The 15,404-nt window shown below is 68.6% G+C and carries 15 protein-coding genes; 6 read left to right on the top strand and 9 right to left on the bottom strand.

Annotation, left to right across the window (positions count from 1 at the left end; genetic code table 11):
• Positions 1-68 precede the first annotated feature (68 nt).
• The 5 genes from HH110_RS00645 to HH110_RS00625 form a co-directional block, all read right to left on the bottom strand.
• Positions 69-1,253: an ABC transporter permease gene (locus tag HH110_RS00645; RefSeq protein ID WP_176987861.1), complete on the bottom strand. Its 1,185-nt coding sequence runs from the start codon at positions 1,251-1,253 to the stop codon at positions 69-71.
• Positions 1,250-1,996, bottom strand: coding sequence for an ATP-binding cassette domain-containing protein (locus tag HH110_RS00640; protein ID WP_176987860.1), 747 nt, complete (start codon positions 1,994-1,996; stop codon positions 1,250-1,252). The genes HH110_RS00645 and HH110_RS00640 overlap by 4 nt, the downstream gene beginning before the upstream one ends.
• Positions 1,997-2,030: 34 nt before the next feature.
• Positions 2,031-3,548, bottom strand: a complete 1,518-nt coding sequence (locus HH110_RS00635; RefSeq protein ID WP_176987859.1) for an alpha/beta hydrolase — start codon at positions 3,546-3,548, stop codon at positions 2,031-2,033.
• Positions 3,549-3,615: 67 nt separating this feature from the next.
• Positions 3,616-4,806 carry a GGDEF domain-containing protein gene (locus tag HH110_RS00630; protein WP_176987858.1) on the bottom strand — a complete coding sequence of 397 codons (1,191 nt, stop codon included), beginning with the start codon at positions 4,804-4,806 and terminating at the stop codon, positions 3,616-3,618.
• A gap of 99 nt (positions 4,807-4,905) precedes the next feature.
• A complete protein-coding gene (locus HH110_RS00625; RefSeq protein ID WP_176987857.1) occupies positions 4,906-5,655 on the bottom strand; it encodes an FAD-binding oxidoreductase in 750 nt (249 codons plus the stop codon).
• A gap of 104 nt (positions 5,656-5,759) precedes the next feature.
• Here HH110_RS00625 and HH110_RS00620 point away from each other — a divergent pair, with 104 nt between their 5' ends.
• Genes HH110_RS00620 through HH110_RS00605 form a run of 4 tightly spaced genes read left to right on the top strand, consistent with a single transcriptional unit; the run spans position 5,760 to position 9,344 of the window.
• On the top strand, positions 5,760-6,719 hold the full coding sequence (locus tag HH110_RS00620; protein ID WP_176987856.1) for an ABC transporter ATP-binding protein: 960 nt from the start codon (positions 5,760-5,762) through the stop codon (positions 6,717-6,719).
• A complete protein-coding gene (locus HH110_RS00615; protein ID WP_019185458.1) occupies positions 6,716-7,516 on the top strand; it encodes an ABC transporter permease in 801 nt (266 codons plus the stop codon). Before HH110_RS00620 ends, HH110_RS00615 begins: the two co-directional genes overlap by 4 nt.
• The gene (gene panE, locus HH110_RS00610) at positions 7,516-8,454 is read left to right on the top strand and encodes a 2-dehydropantoate 2-reductase (RefSeq protein ID WP_176987855.1); all 939 of its coding nucleotides are present in this window, start codon (positions 7,516-7,518) and stop codon (positions 8,452-8,454) included. The genes HH110_RS00615 and panE overlap by 1 nt, the downstream gene beginning before the upstream one ends.
• A gap of 2 nt (positions 8,455-8,456) precedes the next feature.
• Positions 8,457-9,344 carry an epimerase gene (locus tag HH110_RS00605; protein ID WP_176987854.1) on the top strand — a complete coding sequence of 296 codons (888 nt, stop codon included), beginning with the start codon at positions 8,457-8,459 and terminating at the stop codon, positions 9,342-9,344.
• Between the two features lie 60 nt (positions 9,345-9,404).
• On the opposite strand, the gene HH110_RS00600 is transcribed toward HH110_RS00605, so the two are convergent.
• Entirely contained in the window at positions 9,405-10,202 is a 798-nt protein-coding gene (locus HH110_RS00600; protein WP_176987853.1) for a TatD family hydrolase, read from the bottom strand.
• Between the two features lie 103 nt (positions 10,203-10,305).
• On the opposite strand from HH110_RS00600, the gene hrpB reads away from it, so the two are divergent.
• Both hrpB and HH110_RS00590 read left to right on the top strand, forming a co-directional pair.
• Positions 10,306-12,810, top strand: coding sequence for an ATP-dependent helicase HrpB (gene hrpB, locus HH110_RS00595; protein ID WP_176987852.1), 2,505 nt, complete (start codon positions 10,306-10,308; stop codon positions 12,808-12,810).
• A gap of 185 nt (positions 12,811-12,995) precedes the next feature.
• The gene (locus HH110_RS00590) at positions 12,996-13,385 is read left to right on the top strand and encodes a hypothetical protein (RefSeq protein WP_019185464.1); all 390 of its coding nucleotides are present in this window, start codon (positions 12,996-12,998) and stop codon (positions 13,383-13,385) included.
• 56 nt (positions 13,386-13,441) lie between these two features.
• Here HH110_RS00590 and HH110_RS00585 read toward each other — a convergent pair whose 3' ends face one another.
• The 3 genes from HH110_RS00585 to HH110_RS00575 all read right to left on the bottom strand — a co-directional run bounded on the left by HH110_RS00585 (position 13,442) and on the right by HH110_RS00575 (position 15,195).
• Complete coding sequence (locus HH110_RS00585; RefSeq protein ID WP_176988455.1) at positions 13,442-13,984, bottom strand: pseudouridine synthase; 543 nt, start codon at positions 13,982-13,984, stop codon at positions 13,442-13,444.
• Between the two features lie 69 nt (positions 13,985-14,053).
• Entirely contained in the window at positions 14,054-14,314 is a 261-nt protein-coding gene (locus tag HH110_RS00580; RefSeq protein WP_176987851.1) for a hypothetical protein, read from the bottom strand.
• A gap of 71 nt (positions 14,315-14,385) precedes the next feature.
• The gene (locus HH110_RS00575; protein ID WP_241696387.1) at positions 14,386-15,195 is read right to left on the bottom strand and encodes a class I SAM-dependent methyltransferase; all 810 of its coding nucleotides are present in this window, start codon (positions 15,193-15,195) and stop codon (positions 14,386-14,388) included.
• Positions 15,196-15,404: the final 209 nt, after the last annotated feature.

Genomic DNA, 15,404 nt, shown 5'->3' with positions numbered 1-15,404 from the left:
TCCGTCCCTGTTATTAACTACCTCCGTCCCCGTTATGAAGAAGGGCTCCTTGCGGAGCCCTTCGTGCATCAACCCGAGATCGCCAACCGTTCCTGATGGTAACGACGCACGGCGGCGTACCAGAACAGGGCCGCCAAGCCGAAGCCTGCGCCGAGGTAGACCGCCCACATCTGCGGGCTGATCGCTTCGTGGCGGATGATCTTGAGCAGCATCTGGTTCTGCGCCAGGAATGGCACCGCGAACTGCCAGAGCTCACTCTTGATCGGGTACACCATCAGCGCGTAGCCCGGCAGCATCGGCAACAGCATCAGCCAGGTCATGTGGCTCTGGGCTTCCTTCATGCTCTTGGCCGCCGCCGACAGGAAGGTCAGCAGCGAGGTGCCGATGAACAGCATCGGCAGCATGATCAGCAGCATCTGCAGCATCGGCAGGAAGCCCATGTTGAGCTGCCGGCCTACCCCGCCGGAGGACAGCTGCGCGCTGATCTTTAAGGCCGCCAGGGTCAGCAGCAACGACGCCACACCGACCGCGCAGGCCGCGGCGATCTTGCCGCTGACGATCGCGCTGCGCGGCGCCGGCGTCGCCAGCAGTGGCTCCAGCGATTGCCGCTCGCGCTCGCCCGCGGTGGTGTCCATCACCAGATACGCGCCGCCCAGGAACGAGGTGATGGTCAACAGGATCGGCAACAACACCGACAGCATCATCCCGCGCTTGGCCTCAGCCGTCGCCAGATCCTGCGCGGCGACATCCAGCGGTCGCGCGACCTGCGGATCGATCCCGCGCGCCAGCAGGCGCAGCGCACCGACCTGCTGGCTGTAGCCGCCCAGCGCCGCCTCCAGCCGGCTGCTGGGAATATCGGCAGCACGGCGGGTACTGTCCTTGATGATCTCGACCAGCGCCGGACGGCCCTCGCTCCAGTCCTTGCCGAACTCTGGACTGATCCGCAGCGCCACATCGATGCGCTGGCTGCGGATCGCATCCGTCAGGTCCTTCGGCGCCTCGGTCGCATTGAGACCCTGCGCGGCCAGGAAGCGCACCAGGTTGGGCGCATGCTCGCCGCCGATCATCGGGATGTCCAGCGGCTGCTCGATCTGTGTCTTCACCCGGCTTTCGGCGAGCTTGCTCATGCCCAGGATCAGCACCGGGTACAGCAACGGCCCGAGCAGCAGCGTCAGCGCGAGCGTGCGGCGGTCACGCGAGAGGTCGCGCAGTTCCTTGCGCATCACGGTCAACAGCGTAGCGAACGAACTCATGCGTGCAATCCTTCTTCGGTACCGATCGCCTTGACGAAGGCATCTTCGAGGTTGCTTTCCCCGGTCTGTGCGCGCAGCTCATCGGCGCTGCCGGCCGCCATCACCGTGCCCTGCGCGATGATCACCACGTGGTCGCACAGCGCGGCCACCTCCTGCATGATGTGGCTGGAGAAGATCACGCAGCGGCCCTCGTCGCGAAGTCCGCGCAGGAACCCGCGCAGCGCGCGCGTGGTCATCACGTCCAGGCCGTTGGTCGGCTCATCGAGGATCACGTTGCGCGGATCGTGCACCAGCGCGCGGGCGATCGCGGTCTTGGTGCGCTGTCCCTGCGAGAACCCTTCGGTCTGGCGGTCGAGGATGTCCTCCATCTCCAGCGCCGCCGAGAGTACCTTGGTGCGCTCGCGGATCCGCGCGGCACTCAGGCCGTGCAGCTGGCCGAAGTAGGCGATGTTCTCGCGCGCGGTGAGGCGCTTGTAGACGCCGCGCGCGTCCGGCAGCACCGCCAGCTGGCGACGCACCGCGACCGGGTCCATCGCCGCGTCGATGCCATCGACCACGACGCGGCCCTCGTCGGGCTTCATCAGCGTGTACAGCATGCGCATGGTGGTGGTCTTGCCGGCGCCGTTGGGGCCGAGCAGGCCGGTGATGCGCCCGTTGTCGGCCTGGAAGCCGACGTTCTGGACGGCTTGGATCACGCCGGTCTTGCTCTTGAACGCTTTGTGCAGATGCTCGGCGACGATCATGCGCGCACCTCCCCGGTGCGGTACGAAGTACGGTTCATGGGGCCCATCCGTTGAACGAGGTGAAGGCGGGCACCGGGCTGAGGGTGTCCAGGCAGGTGGCGTCGAGTGATTTCGCGTCAGCGGTGTCGATGAACTGGCCGAGGATGCGCGGCATGCAGCCGGCGTTGATGGTGCCGTGACCCTGTCCCTTGGCGAGCAGGTGGCGCCCCTGGGGCAGCTGCTTGAGCACCTGCTCGGCGTAGCGCGGCGGCGTGACCGGATCGAACTGGCCCGACAACAACAGCACCGGCAGCGTCGAGGCGAACGGCGCGATGAAATCCTTCGGCCGCGAACCGGCATTCCAGGCCGGGCAGGCCGCGAAGAACATGCGCGCGACTTCCGGGCCCAGCACGCGATCGCCCGCGTCGCCTTCCTTGTAGCGATCGGCATCTTCGGCGCACAGCACCGACCACTGCATGCCACGGTTCATCTGCACGCCCAGCGTGCGGCTGGCCATCTTGCTCAGCGACATCAACGGTGCATAGCGGCCCTGCGCGGCTTCATCCAGCGTGACCGGCAGCAGCGACGACAACTCCGGCATGTACGAGAACATGAAGGCCAGTCCGGTAACCGAGTCGGCGGTCAACACATCGCGCTCGGCCTGACCGGTGCCGGGATTGCGGTAGTCGACCTCGACCGGTGCCTTGGCCAGTGCGGCCATCACGTTGCGCAGCTGGCTGCGGGTATCGACCGGAAAGCGCTTGGCGCAGATCGGATCCTGGCGGCACTGTGCCGATTGCAGGGTGATCGCATCTTCGAAAGTAGTGGCGAAATCACCGCCGACCACCAGGTCGTTCGGCACCACGCCGTCGATCACCACCGTGCGCGTGTGCTGCGGATAGCGCGCGGCGTACTGCTGCGCCACGCGGGTGCCGTAGGAACCACCGACCAGGTTGACCTTGTCCACGCTCAGCGCCTTGCGCACCGTATCCAGATCACCGATGGCCTCGGTGGTGGTGTAGAAGCGGGTGTCCGCGCGACCGGTCAGCGACTGCGCACAGCGGCGGGCGTAGTCTTCGATGAGCGCGGCGCTCGGTGCCGCGTTCTCGTCCAGCGGCAGCTCCTTGCCCTGTGCATCCAGGCAGGTGAGCGGGTTGGACTTGCCGGTGCCGCGCTGATCGATCAGGAAGATGTCGCGCTGCTTGCGCACGTCCCGAAGCGCCATGTTGACCGGGGCGGCGACCTCCGTCGCGGCCTGGCCCGGGCCACCGGCCAGGAAGAAGACCGGGTCGGCCTTGCCCGCGCCGTCATTGCCGGCGTCCAGCCAGGCGATGTTCAAGCCGATCCTGCGACCGTCCGGTGCCGCCGGGTTCTCCGGCACCTGCAGCGTGGCGCACTGCGCCTCGACATTCGCACTGGCCTGCGCGCTGGTCAGGGTGCAGGGCTGGAACGCGAGCGTGCCGTACAGGCGCTGGGCGGCCGCGGCGGCGGGTGCAGCGTCGGGTACCGGCGCGCAGCCGGCACACAGGGCGGCGACCAGCGCGACGGCCAGCCTCAGGTGGTGTGTAGACATCTTCCGTACTTCCCCTTGTTGAAGATCATGTCACCACGACGCACGGGCGTGGGCGATGTGACTCAACTTACACGGCTGCCCCGGTGCCGGGGAAGGCCGCGGGGGCCAGCGCGCTGATGGTGCGGTCACGGCCCTCGGCCTTGGCCCGGTAAAGCGCCGCATCGGCCTCGCCGAGCAGGCGCGCCAGGTCGCCCGTGCCCTGGTCGATGGCCAGGCCGATGCTGGCCGTCACTCGTACCGGAAGACCGTCGATCCGGGCGGGCGACTCCCGCAGTGCCTCGCGCAGGCGATCGGCGCACTGGCGTGCCTGGTGCGGGTCTGCCCCGGGCAGCAGCAGGACGAACTCTTCACCGCCATAGCGGCCCAGCAGGTGCTCGCGATCGGCCACGCACGCGGCCAGGACGTCGGCGACGTGGCGCAGCACCGCATCGCCGGCCAGATGCCCCCAGCGGTCATTGATCTGCTTGAAGTGATCCACGTCCAGCAGCAGCAGCGCCAGCGGCCTCGGCGGGCGCCGGCTGAGCTGCAGCAGCGTGGCACCGTCGGCGAGCACTGCGCCCCGGTTGAGCAGGCCGGTCAGCACGTCGGTGCGCGCCAGCCGCTGCAGGTCGACCAGCATGCGCTCCACCAGCAGCAGCACCAGCGCGAAGCACCGGGCCAGTTCCAGGATCAGCCCGACCAGATAGGTCGCGAACACCGGCGCCCCGGCGCGCAGGATGTCGTCGCCCGCATCGGGCGCCACCGGCAGGAACAGACGGACCAGGTACAGCACGGCCTGCGCGGCGAACACCGCGGCCGCCAGCCGGCAGCTGATGCGCTGCGCCGACGGTGAATGCCGCAGCAGCAACCCCGCCATCCAGCCGTTGAGCAACACCGCGAACACGCTGAAGACATCCAGCCGGATGACCAGGCTGGGATGGACGACCAGGAAGAACGTGATTGCGCCGAGGTAGGTGGTCGCCAATGCCAGGGGCTGCCACGCCGGCAGCCGACGGCCAAGATGGCGCGCCACGCCATACAGCATCAGGACGCCGGACAGCGCTACGGCAACGTTGCCGGCCAGGATGCCCGGCACCTGGGGCAGATGGGGCCGCAGCGCGACCAGGGTCAGGCTGACGGACAGCATCCACAGGCTGGCCGTCCACAGCCGCAGGGCCGGTTGCCGTCGCAGCACCAGCAGCAACAGCGAGAAGCCCATGGCGATGCCCAGGCACAGCAGGAAGCCGAGCACGGCAATGGTGGGGAAATCCAGGGGCATCGTGTCAGCCAGGCGGAAGCGGCGCGCGGCGCATCTTACCGCCGCCCGCATCCCGACGCCGCTGGCGGCCAGGCCCGATGGCAGGGCCGCCGGGCACGGTTACTTGCTGCTGACGTACTTCTCGCGCCGCACCTGCGGCGTGGGCAGGCCGGCCGCTTTCAGCACCTCGAAGGTGGCATCGACCATGTCCGGGTTGCCGCACAGGTAGGCGATGTCGGTCGCCGGGTCCGGGACGAATTCGGCCAGATGCTGCTGCACGTAGCCGTGGCGCACGTCCGGATGCGGGTTTTCCGGCAATTCGCGGGACAGGCACGGCACATAGCGGAAGCCCGGATGGGCAGCCGCGAAGGCGTAGAAGTCCTCGCTGTAGAGCAGTTCGGTCGGCGTGCGGGCGCCCTGCAGCAGGACCACCTCCACGCCGCGCCCGGCCATGGCGGTGGCCAGCAGCGGCAGCATGGAGCGGTACGGGGTGACCCCGGTGCCGGTGGCGATCAGCAGGTAGCGGGCATTGTGGTCGCCCGGCTGCAGGCAGAACCGGCCGAACGGGCCGCTGGCGCTGACGTGGCCGCCGATGTCCAGGCCCTCGAACAGGGCCGTGGCGGCGCCGCCGGGGACGAAACTGACCGCGATATCGACCGCTTCGCCCGCGCCGAGGGCGTGGTTGTGAATGGTGGCCAGCGAGTAACTGCGCTTGGTGGCGGTGCCGTCGGCGTACTCGAAATGGACCTGGATGAACTGGCCGGGCTGGAAATCCAGCGGCTGGCCGTCATCACGCAGGAACTGGTAATGGCCGACGGTCGGCGCCAGCATGCGCCGGTCGACCAGTTTGAGGGGGAATTGGGCAGGCACGACTTTTCGGGACAGTGTGTAGCCGGGGCAAGCCCTCGGGGTCTTCTATAATAGCCCCTCCCCGCCCCTATCCAGCGCCAGCCCATAGGCGCGAAGGCAAGAGTTTGGCTTCCCAGAACACTCCCGCGCCCACCGCCGTGCCCGCCCTGCGGGTGCGTGACCTCCGCAAAACCTACGACAACGGCACCCAGGCGCTGAAGGGCGTCTCGCTGGACGTGGCCCCGGGCGACTTCTTCGCCCTGCTGGGCCCCAACGGCGCCGGCAAGTCGACCCTGATCGGCATCATCAGCTCGCTGGTGAACCTCAGCGAGGGCCAGGTCGAGGTCTTCGGCAGCGACCTGGTGCGCAACCGCAGCGCCACCATGCGCCTGATCGGCCTGGTCCCGCAGGAAATCAACTTCAACCTGTTCGAAAAGCCCTTCGACATCCTGGTCAACTACGCCGGCTTCTATGGCGTGGCCCGTGCCGAGGCCGAGAAGATGGCCGAAGAAGAGCTCAAGCGCGCCCACCTGTGGGAGAAGGCGCAGGTGATGAGCCGCACCCTGTCCGGCGGCATGAAGCGCCGGCTGATGATCGCCCGCGCGATGATGACCCGTCCGCGCCTGCTGATCCTGGACGAACCGACCGCCGGCGTGGACATCGAGATCCGCCGCGACATGTGGCGCGTGCTCAAGGAGATCAACGCCGCCGGCACCACGATCATCCTGACCACGCATTACCTGGAAGAAGCCGAGCATCTGTGCCGGAACCTGGCCATCATCAACCATGGCCAGATCGTCACCCAGGGCCCGATGCGCGAACTGCTGGCCAAGCTGGACGTGGAAGGCTTCCTGTTCGACATCGACGGCAGCCTGCCGGCCCAGCTGCCGGAGATCGAGGGCGCGATCCTGATCGCCACCGACAGCCACACGCTGGACGTGGACATGCCGCGCGCGATGGACCTCAACCGGGTGTTTGAAGCCTTGAACGCCGCGGGCATCCGCGTGCGTTCGATGCGCACCAAGAGCAACCGCCTGGAGGAGCTGTTCGTGCGCCTCACCGGCAACCAGGAGAACGTGGCATGAGCAGCACCCCGACCCCGGTCCTGACCGACGGCCAGCGCAACCGCATCGCCCTGATGACCATCGTGCGCCGCGAAGTGGCGCGCATCCTGCGCATCTGGGGCCAGACCCTGGTGCCGCCAGCGATCACCATGACCCTGTACTTCCTGATCTTCGGCGGCCTGATCGGCTCGCGCGTGGGCGAGATGGGCGGCTACAGCTACATGCAGTTCATCGTGCCGGGCCTGGTGATGATGAGCGTGATCCAGAACAGCTACGGCAACATCAGCTCCTCGTTCTTCGGCGCCAAGTTCGGCCGCCACGTCGAAGAGCTGCTGGTCAGCCCGATGCCGAACTGGGTGATCCTGTGGGGCTATGTGTCCGGTGCTGTGCTGCGCGGCCTGATGGTCGGCGTGATCGTGCTGATCATCGCCATGTTCTTCACCCCGGTGCGCATCCCGCATCCGCTGGTGACGCTGACCACGGTGCTGCTGGGCGCGACGATCTTCTCGCTGGCCGGGTTCATCAACGCGGTATACGCCAAGAAGTTCGATGACGTGGCGATCGTGCCGACCTTCATCCTGACCCCGCTGACCTACCTGGGCGGTGTGTTCTATTCGGTGAAGCTGCTGCCGACCTGGGCCGAAGCGGCCACGCACGCCAATCCGATCTTCTACATGGTCAACGCGTTCCGCTACGGCCTGCTCGGCACCAGCGACGTGCCGTTGTGGGTGGCGTATGCGCTGATGATCGGCTTCGTGGTGGCGCTCACCGCGCTGGCGCTGTGGCTGCTGAAGCGTGGCGTGGGGATGCGCAGCTGATGCGCATCCTGATCCTCGGCGCCGGCGGGACCGGCGGGTACTTCGGTGGTCGCCTGGCCCAGGCCGGCGTGGACGTCACCTTCCTCGTCCGCCCGGCGCGTGCGGCGCAGCTGGCGGGCGAAGGGCTGGTGATCCGCAGCCCGCTGGGCGATGCGACGTTCCCGGTCAAGCACGTCACCGCCGACGCGTTGCCCGCGCTGGCGACGGCCGAGCCGTTCGACCTGGTGATCCTGAGCTGCAAGGCCTACGACCTTGCCAGCTCCATCGAGGCGATCGCCCCCGCGGTCGGCCCGCGCACCACGGTGCTGCCGATCCTCAACGGGCTGCGGCATTACGCCGATCTCGACGCACGCTTCGGCCGCGACGCAGTGCTGGGCGGGCTGTGCTTCATCAGCGCGACCAAGGCCAGCGACGGCGCGGTGGTGCATCTGGCGCCGGCGGCCAAGCTGACCTTCGGCGAGCGGGACGGCACCGGCAGCAGCGCGCGCGTGCTGGCGCTGGCGGCGGCCTGCGTGCAGGCGGGCGTGGACCACGTCGCCACCGATGCGATCGGCCAGGAGCAGTGGATCAAGTACACCTTCCTGACCACGCTGGCGGCGGCGACCTGCCTGATGCGCGCCGATGTCGGCACGATCGTGGCGACCGATGACGGCGCGGCGATCGTGCGTGGCCTGTATGACGAGTGCGTGGCAGTGGCCGAGGCGGCCGGCGAGCCGATCCCGGGCAAGGCCCGCGAGATCGCGCTGGCCGCGACCACCCAGTCCGGCTCGGCGTTGAAAGCCTCCATGCTGCGCGATCTGGAGGCCGGCCAGCAGGTCGAGGCCGAGCACATCGTCGGCGACATGCTGGTACGGGCACGGGCGGCCGGCCAGGCCGCACCGCTGCTGGCCGTGGCCTATGCGCACCTGCAGGCCTACCAGCAGCAGCGCAAGGACTGAGCGTGCCGGCCGACACCGCACCGGCACGCGTGCTGGTGCTGGGCCTGGGCTACAGCGGGCGGCACCTGGCCGCCCTGCTGCACGCGCAGGGCATTGCCTGCAGCGGCACCGTGCGCGATCCCTCCACCGCACCGGACGATGGTGTGATCCGCCACCGGCTGGCCGAGGGATACCCCATCGATGCGGCGCTGGAGGAGGCGATCCGCAGCGCCGACACGATCCTGTGCAGCATTCCGCCCGATGCCGAGGGTGATCCTGCGCTACGCCTGCTCGGCGAAGCGCTGCAGGATGCGCCCGCGCTGCGCTGGTTGGGCTATTTCTCTTCGACCGCCGTCTACGCCGATCGTGATGGCGGCTGGATCAACCTGCACGCGGCGGCCGATGCCACCGACGACACCGCACTGAAGCGCCTGCGTGCCGAAGGCCAGTGGCAGGCGTTCGCACAGGCGCGCGGCATCGCCTCGGCGGTATTCCGGCTGCCCGCGCTGTACGGGCGTGGGCGCAACGCGCTGGTCCAGTTGGCGCAGGGCACGGCGCGGCAGGTCGTGCGGCCGGGCCAGGTGTTCAACCGGCTGCACGTCGAGGACCTCGCCACCGCAGCGCTGGCAGCGATGCATCGCTCGCAGGAAAACGCGCTGTATCTGCCGGCCGACGATGAACCCGCCCCGTCGCAGGACGTGCTGGCGTATGCGGCGGCACTGAGTGGCGTGCCGCTGCCCGTCGCTCAGGGCTGGGATGACCCGGCCCTTCCTGCCTCGCTGCGGCGTTTCTACAGCAGCAACAAGCGCATCGACAGTCGCGGCACGCGCGAGGCATTGCAGTGGCAGCCGCGGTTCCCGACCTACCGCGAAGGGCTGGCCGATGCGTGGGCCCATGGAGACGGGCGGTAGCCCACGACCGTCGGTCGTGGGTGCCGCGCACCGACACGCGTACCGACCAACGGTCGGTGCCTACCGGGTCTGCGGGAACCGGAAGAACGCGCGCGTGGCCGCCGTCGCATTGGCTGCCGTGGCTTCCACGTCCTCGCCACGATCGCGCGCCAGTTCCTCGACGATGTGCGAGAGGAACATCGGCTCGTTGCGGCGGTCCTTGGGCAACGGCTTGAGCGTGCGCGGCAGCAGGTACGGGGCGTCCGTCTCGATCATCAGCCGGTTGGCCGGGATGTGTTTGACCAGCTCGCGCAGGTGCGCGCCGCGGCGCTCATCGCACAACCAGCCGGTGATGCCGATGTACCAGTCCTGGTCCAGGTAGTCGAACAGCTCCTGGCGCTCGCCGGTGAAACAGTGCACCACGGCCGGGCCGAGCTTGCCGTCGAAGTTCTTCATCTGCGCCATGAAATCGGCATGCGCGTCGCGCTGGTGCAGGAACAGCGGCTTGCCGTTCTCCGCGGCCAGCTGCAGCTGGCGTTCGAAGGCACGGTGCTGCGCCGGACGCGGCGCGAAATCACGGAAGTAGTCCAGCCCGCACTCGCCCACGGCGACCACCTCGGCATGCGCATGCAGCGCGCGCATCTCCGCATCGCATTCGTCGGTGTATTCCACCGCATGGTGCGGGTGCACGCCAGCCGTCGCGTACAGGAAGCCGGGATGCTGCCGGGCCAGATCCAGCGCCATCGGCGAATGCTCGCGGCTGGCGCCGGTGATCACCATCTGCACCACCCCGGCCTCGCGCGCACGCGCCAGCACGGCGTCGCGGTCGCGATCGAAGGAGTCGTGGGTGAGGTTGGCGCCGATATCGATCAGTTGCATGGGGGGCTACAGGACAGTGAACCTGCGCATTCTACCGTGCTGCCCGGCGATGCCCCGGCGCGCACGTCTCGCCGCCCTCGCCTGCGCCCCGTATCCTTGCCGCATGACCACCCCGATGTTCCCGATTTCCGTGCTGCTGCCGCAGATCCTGACCGCCCTCGGGAGCGGCACACGGCTGGTGCTGGAAGCGCCACCCGGCGCCGGCAAGACCACCCAGGTGCCGCTGGCCCTGCTGGATGCGCCGTGGCTGGAAGGCCGGAAAATCATCATGCTGGAGCCGCGTCGTGTAGCCGCGCGCAGCGCCGCGCAGTTCATGGCGCGGCAGCTCGGTGAGGGCGTCGGTGAGACCGTGGGTTACCGCATCCGCTTCGAGAACAGGATCTCCGCGCGGACCCGCATCGAAGTGGTCACCGAGGGCATCCTGACCCGGATGCTGCAGGACGATCCGCTGCTCGAAGACGTGGGCGCGCTGCTGTTCGATGAATTCCATGAGCGGCACCTGGCCGCCGATCTCGGTCTGGCGCTGGCGCTGGATGTGCAGTCGCAGCTGCGCGAGGATCTGCGCATCGTGGTGATGTCGGCCACGCTCGATGGCGAGCGACTGGCGCAGTTCCTCGATGCGCCGCGCCTGAGCAGCGAAGGCCGCAGCTTCCCGGTGACGGTCGCGCATTTCCCCGCGCGCCGCGACGAGGCGCTGGAGCCGCAGGCGCGGCGTGCGGTGGAGCAGGCCCTGGCCGAGCATCCCGGCGACGTGCTGGTGTTCCTGCCGGGCCAGCGCGAGATCACGCGCGTGCAGACGGCGTTGCAGACCGTGCTCGACCCGGCCGTACAGGTGCTGCCGCTGCACGGCGAACTGCCGGTGGACCAGCAGTCGCAGGTGCTGCAGCCCGATCCCGGTGGTCGCCGCCGCGTGGTGCTGGCCACCAACGTGGCCGAGTCATCGGTGACCCTGCCCGGCGTACGCGTGGTGATCGATGCGGGACTGGCGCGCGAGCCGCGCTACGACCCCAACAGCGGCTTTGCGCGCCTGGACGTGGTGAACATCACGCAGGCCTCGGCCGATCAGCGTGCCGGGCGCGCTGGACGCGTGGCTGAGGGCTGGGCCTGGCGGTTGTGGCCGCAGTCGCAGCGGCTGGAGGCACAGCGACGGCCCGAGATCGCCCAGGTGGAGCTGGCCTCGCTGGCACTGGAACTGGCTGCGTGGGGCAGTGACGACCTCCGCTTCGTCGATACACCGCCAGCCGGTGCCCTGGCCGCCGCGCGGGAACTGCTGCAGCGCCTGGGCGCGCTAAGCGACAGCGGCACGCTGACCCCGCTGGGCCGGCGCATGTTGACCCTCGGCACGCATCCGCGGCTGGCGGCGATGCTGATGGCGGCAGGCAGTGGTGTCGAACAGGCGCTCGCGTGCGATCTGGCCGCGCTGGTGGAAGCGCGCGATCCCCTGCGCCAGGGCGGTGACGCACTCGCGGCGCGGTGGCGTGCACTGGCCGCGTTCCGCCAGGGGCGCGCACCGCACGACGCGAACCGCGGTGGCCTGGCCACGATCGATGCCGCGAGCAGACAATGGCGGCGACGCCTGCGGTGTGATGCCGCGCCGCCGTCCTCGGTCGAAGCGCATCAACTCGGTGACCTGCTCGCCCATGCCTTCCCGGACCGCATCGCCGCCCGCCATCCCACCGATCCGCTGCGCTACCTGCTGGCCAACGGCCGCAGCGCGCGCCTGTTCGACCCCAGCGACCTGCGCGGCGAGCCGTGGCTGGTGGCGGTGGAACTGCGCTACGAGGCACGCGACGCGTTGCTGCTGCGCGCCGCGCCGGTGGACGAGAACCGCCTGCGCCGAGACTTCCCGGAGCGTTTCACGCAGGACGACGTGGTGCGTTGGGACGGCGAAAAGCGCGCGCTGGTCGCCCGCCGTGAGACCCGGTTCGATCGCATCGTGCTGGACAGCCGCTCGGCCGGCCGCGTGGACCCCGCCCACGCCGCGAAAGCCCTGACCGACGCCGTCGCCGAACTCGGCCTGGATGCCTTGCCGTGGACGGAGGGCCTGCGCCAATGGCAGGCGCGTGCGCTGGCCGTGCGCGCGTGGATGCCGGAACTGGATCTGCCGGACATCTCCGATGCGGCCCTGATGGCGACGCTGCCGACGTGGCTGACGCCTGCGTTCAACGGCAGGACGCGCCTGGATGCCCTTGATGAATCCACCCTCGGTGAAGCGCTGAAGTCGCCGCTGCCCTGGGCGCAACGCCAGCTGGTCGATCGCCACGCACCGGTCCGCATTGCCGTGCCTTCGGGCATGGAACGTCCGATCCATTACGCGCTCGACGCCGATGGCATCACGCCGCAGGCGCCGGTGCTGGCGGTCAAACTGCAGGAACTGTTCGGCCTGAGCGATACCCCGCGCATCGCCGACGGCCGCATTCGGCTGACGCTGCATCTGCTCTCCCCCGGCGGGCGCCCGCTGCAGGTCACCCAGGACCTGCGCAATTTCTGGGCGAACACCTACGCGGAAGTGAAGAAGGAAATGAAGGGCCGCTACCCGCGCCACCCGTGGCCGGACGACCCGTGGACGGCCAACGCGACCCACCGGGCGAAACCGCGCGGCACCTGAGCACGCCCCACCACCACCGTCACCGGATACGCGCATTCATGGCTGGCGCCTGACCGTGCCGCGTCCAAGCCCGCCTCCAACGGTTGGGGAGCGGCTACAGTCGTGATGCGGTCGTAGCAGGCGGATGACGCCCCGTACACGGCCCACGCGACACACTGGAACAGAACCTCAGGCAAGGACCCCCCATGAGCAGATTGACTGTGATTACCGACCGCGCCCTCGAGCGCGCCCTGGACATCGCCAGCACCGCTGGTGACGGCCTCAAGCATGCCGGCAGCAACCTGCGCCACTTCGGCCCGCAGGCCACCGACTGGATCAAGACGGGCGCCGCACTCGGCGCGGTCAAGACCGGCAGCAAGGTGGCTGCCAAGGTGGTGCGCCGCAATCCGGCCGTGACCATCGCAGCCGCGGCGGTCGGCGTGGGCCTGCTGGGCTACGCGCTGTACCGCAAGCAGCAGAAGAAGAAACTGGCCAACGGTGGCGTGGTGAACGGCCAGGCGCAGCGCATCAGCGCCCGCAACCGCCGCAACGACACCGTGGTGGATGAGACCAGCGATATCGGCAGCGACGCCTGATCCGCTGACGCATCACCGCATGCGTATCGAAACCGCCGGTCTCCACCGGCGGTTTTTTAGTGTCCGATCTCCCGCCACTGGCCGGGTTGCAGGTCGCCGATCGCATGCTCGCCCATCGAGACACGTACCAGCCGCAGCGTCGGCAGTCCGACCGCGGCGGTCATGCGGCGTACCTGCCGGTTGCGGCCCTCGCGCAGGGTGATGGCCAGCCAGGCATCGGGCACCGTCTTGCGGAAGCGGACCGGCGGCGTGCGCGGCCACAGCCCGGGCGGCGGTTCCAACCGTTCGACACCCGCCGGCAAGGTAGGCCCATCGTTGAGCAGCACGCCACGGCGCAGCGCCTGCACCTGTTCATCGGTCACCGTGCCTTCCACCTGCACCCAATAGGTCTTGTCGGCCTTGTGGCGCGGATCGGTCAACTGGTGCGCCAGGCCGCCATCATCGGTGAGCAGCAGCAGGCCTTCACTGTCGTAGTCCAGGCGTCCGGCCGCATACACCGCCGGCGGTAATCCGAAGCCGGCCAGGGTCGCGCGCGGCGGCTGGCTGCGGTCGGTGAACTGGCACAGCACGTTGAACGGTTTGTTGAAGGCGATCAGCATCGAGGCAACAGCGGCGGTGGGATGGCCCATTGTCCCATCCCCGTGGTGCCGCCGCGATCCGCCCGATCGTCAGCCGATGACGTTCATCTTGAGCAGGAAGTAGCTGAGCACCAGCACCACGCCACAGACATTGGCGATGCGGGCTTCCCGTGCCCAGCGCCCCGTGGCGGGCGCGTTGAACGCGCTGCGTCCATCCAGCGCAGCGCCCGTGAGCAGCAGCCCGAAGCCGGCCGCCCCCATCAGATCGTAGCCGTGCTGCCCGTAAAACACGAAATCAACGATCTTGATCAGCGTCATCGCCGCAAGACCGATCAACAGCAGCTTCTTCAATGGTGCATTCCTTTACCGTCCCTGGAACGCGCGGGCAATGGCCCGCGCGCCCTGTCTCATGCGCGGGTTTCTTACTTGCCCGGCTTCACGAAGCGCAGCGTCATGCGGTCGCTTTCGCCGATCGCCTGGTACTTGGCCTCGTCGGCCGCGTCATGCTGGTTGGTCGGCGGCAGCGTCCACACACCGTTCGGGTAATCCTTGGTGTCGCGCGGATTGGTATTGATCTCGCTGCTGCCCGCCAGTTCGAAACCGGCAGCCTTGGCCATCGCGATCACCTGCTGCTGGCCCACGTAACCGGTCTTGTCGTCGGCCGGCACGTCGGCCTTGGCACGGTGTTCCACCACGCCGAGCACGCCGCCCGGCTTGAGCACCGAGAAGAAGCCTTTGAACATGCCCTCGGCCTGGCCGCTGCTGCGCCAGTTGTGCACGTTGCGGAAGGTCAGCACCACATCGGCCGAGTTGGCCGGGCCGAACACCGGGGCCTTCGGGTCATAGGCGACTACGCGGCTCTTGCCGAACACCGCGGCGTCACCGGCGAACTTCTTTTCAAGTCCCTCTCGGCTGCGCTGCTGGTAGTCGCGGCCACGCCCTTCCGCCACGGCCATCGGATCGACCACGGCGGCCACGTACTGGCCCTTCTCGTGCAGCAGCGGCGCCAGGATCTCCGAGTACCAACCGTTGCCCGGGGTGATCTCGATGACGGTCTGGCCCGGCGCAACGCCGAAGAACGACAGGGTCTGTGCCGGATGGCGGTACGCATCGCGCTTGACGTTGGCCGGATCGCGGCGGCTGTCCTGCACGGCCTTCTGCACGGCCGGGGTGATCGCGACCTGTGCGTTCGGGCCGGCGGGCTTGATGGCCATCGCGGGCGCGGCAAGCATCAGGGTGGAGACAGTGAACAGGCAGGCACAGGTCAACGAACGGGCTTTCATCGGCGGGGCTTCCGGTAGCGGGATGCGGCGAGACTAGCAGCCAAGCGTGCACAGGTGTTCACAAAGCGTTAGTGCGGCGCAGCAATCCGGAACACTGTTTTGTGCCTGCTGCCGCAACGCTGTCACCACGCCGGCCGTATCCTGTGGAAACGATTCCC

Source organism: Stenotrophomonas sp. SAM-B (genome assembly GCF_013387485.1).
Classification (GTDB): domain Bacteria; phylum Pseudomonadota; class Gammaproteobacteria; order Xanthomonadales; family Xanthomonadaceae; genus Stenotrophomonas; species Stenotrophomonas maltophilia_AA.
Note: the sequence above shows the minus strand (reverse complement) of the source record. Positions and strands in the feature narration are given on the sequence as shown.

What these genes read in the sequence shown, in the direction of transcription:
- HH110_RS00645 (WP_176987861.1), bottom strand. Translation starts at nt 1,253, where the DNA reads ATGAGTTCGTTCGCTACGCTGTTGACCGTGATGCGCAAGGAACTGCGC.
- HH110_RS00640 (WP_176987860.1), bottom strand. Translation starts at nt 1,996, where the DNA reads ATGATCGTCGCCGAGCATCTGCACAAAGCGTTCAAGAGCAAGACCGGC.
- HH110_RS00635 (WP_176987859.1), bottom strand. Translation starts at nt 3,548, where the DNA reads ATGTCTACACACCACCTGAGGCTGGCCGTCGCGCTGGTCGCCGCCCTG.
- HH110_RS00630 (WP_176987858.1), bottom strand. Translation starts at nt 4,806, where the DNA reads ATGCCCCTGGATTTCCCCACCATTGCCGTGCTCGGCTTCCTGCTGTGC.
- HH110_RS00615 (WP_019185458.1), top strand. Translation starts at nt 6,716, where the DNA reads ATGAGCAGCACCCCGACCCCGGTCCTGACCGACGGCCAGCGCAACCGC.
- panE (WP_176987855.1), top strand. Translation starts at nt 7,516, where the DNA reads ATGCGCATCCTGATCCTCGGCGCCGGCGGGACCGGCGGGTACTTCGGT.
- HH110_RS00600 (WP_176987853.1), bottom strand. Translation starts at nt 10,202, where the DNA reads ATGCAACTGATCGATATCGGCGCCAACCTCACCCACGACTCCTTCGAT.
- hrpB (WP_176987852.1), top strand. Translation starts at nt 10,306, where the DNA reads ATGACCACCCCGATGTTCCCGATTTCCGTGCTGCTGCCGCAGATCCTG.
- HH110_RS00590 (WP_019185464.1), top strand. Translation starts at nt 12,996, where the DNA reads ATGAGCAGATTGACTGTGATTACCGACCGCGCCCTCGAGCGCGCCCTG.
- HH110_RS00585 (WP_176988455.1), bottom strand. Translation starts at nt 13,984, where the DNA reads ATGCTGATCGCCTTCAACAAACCGTTCAACGTGCTGTGCCAGTTCACC.
- HH110_RS00575 (WP_241696387.1), bottom strand. Translation starts at nt 15,195, where the DNA reads ATGCTTGCCGCGCCCGCGATGGCCATCAAGCCCGCCGGCCCGAACGCA.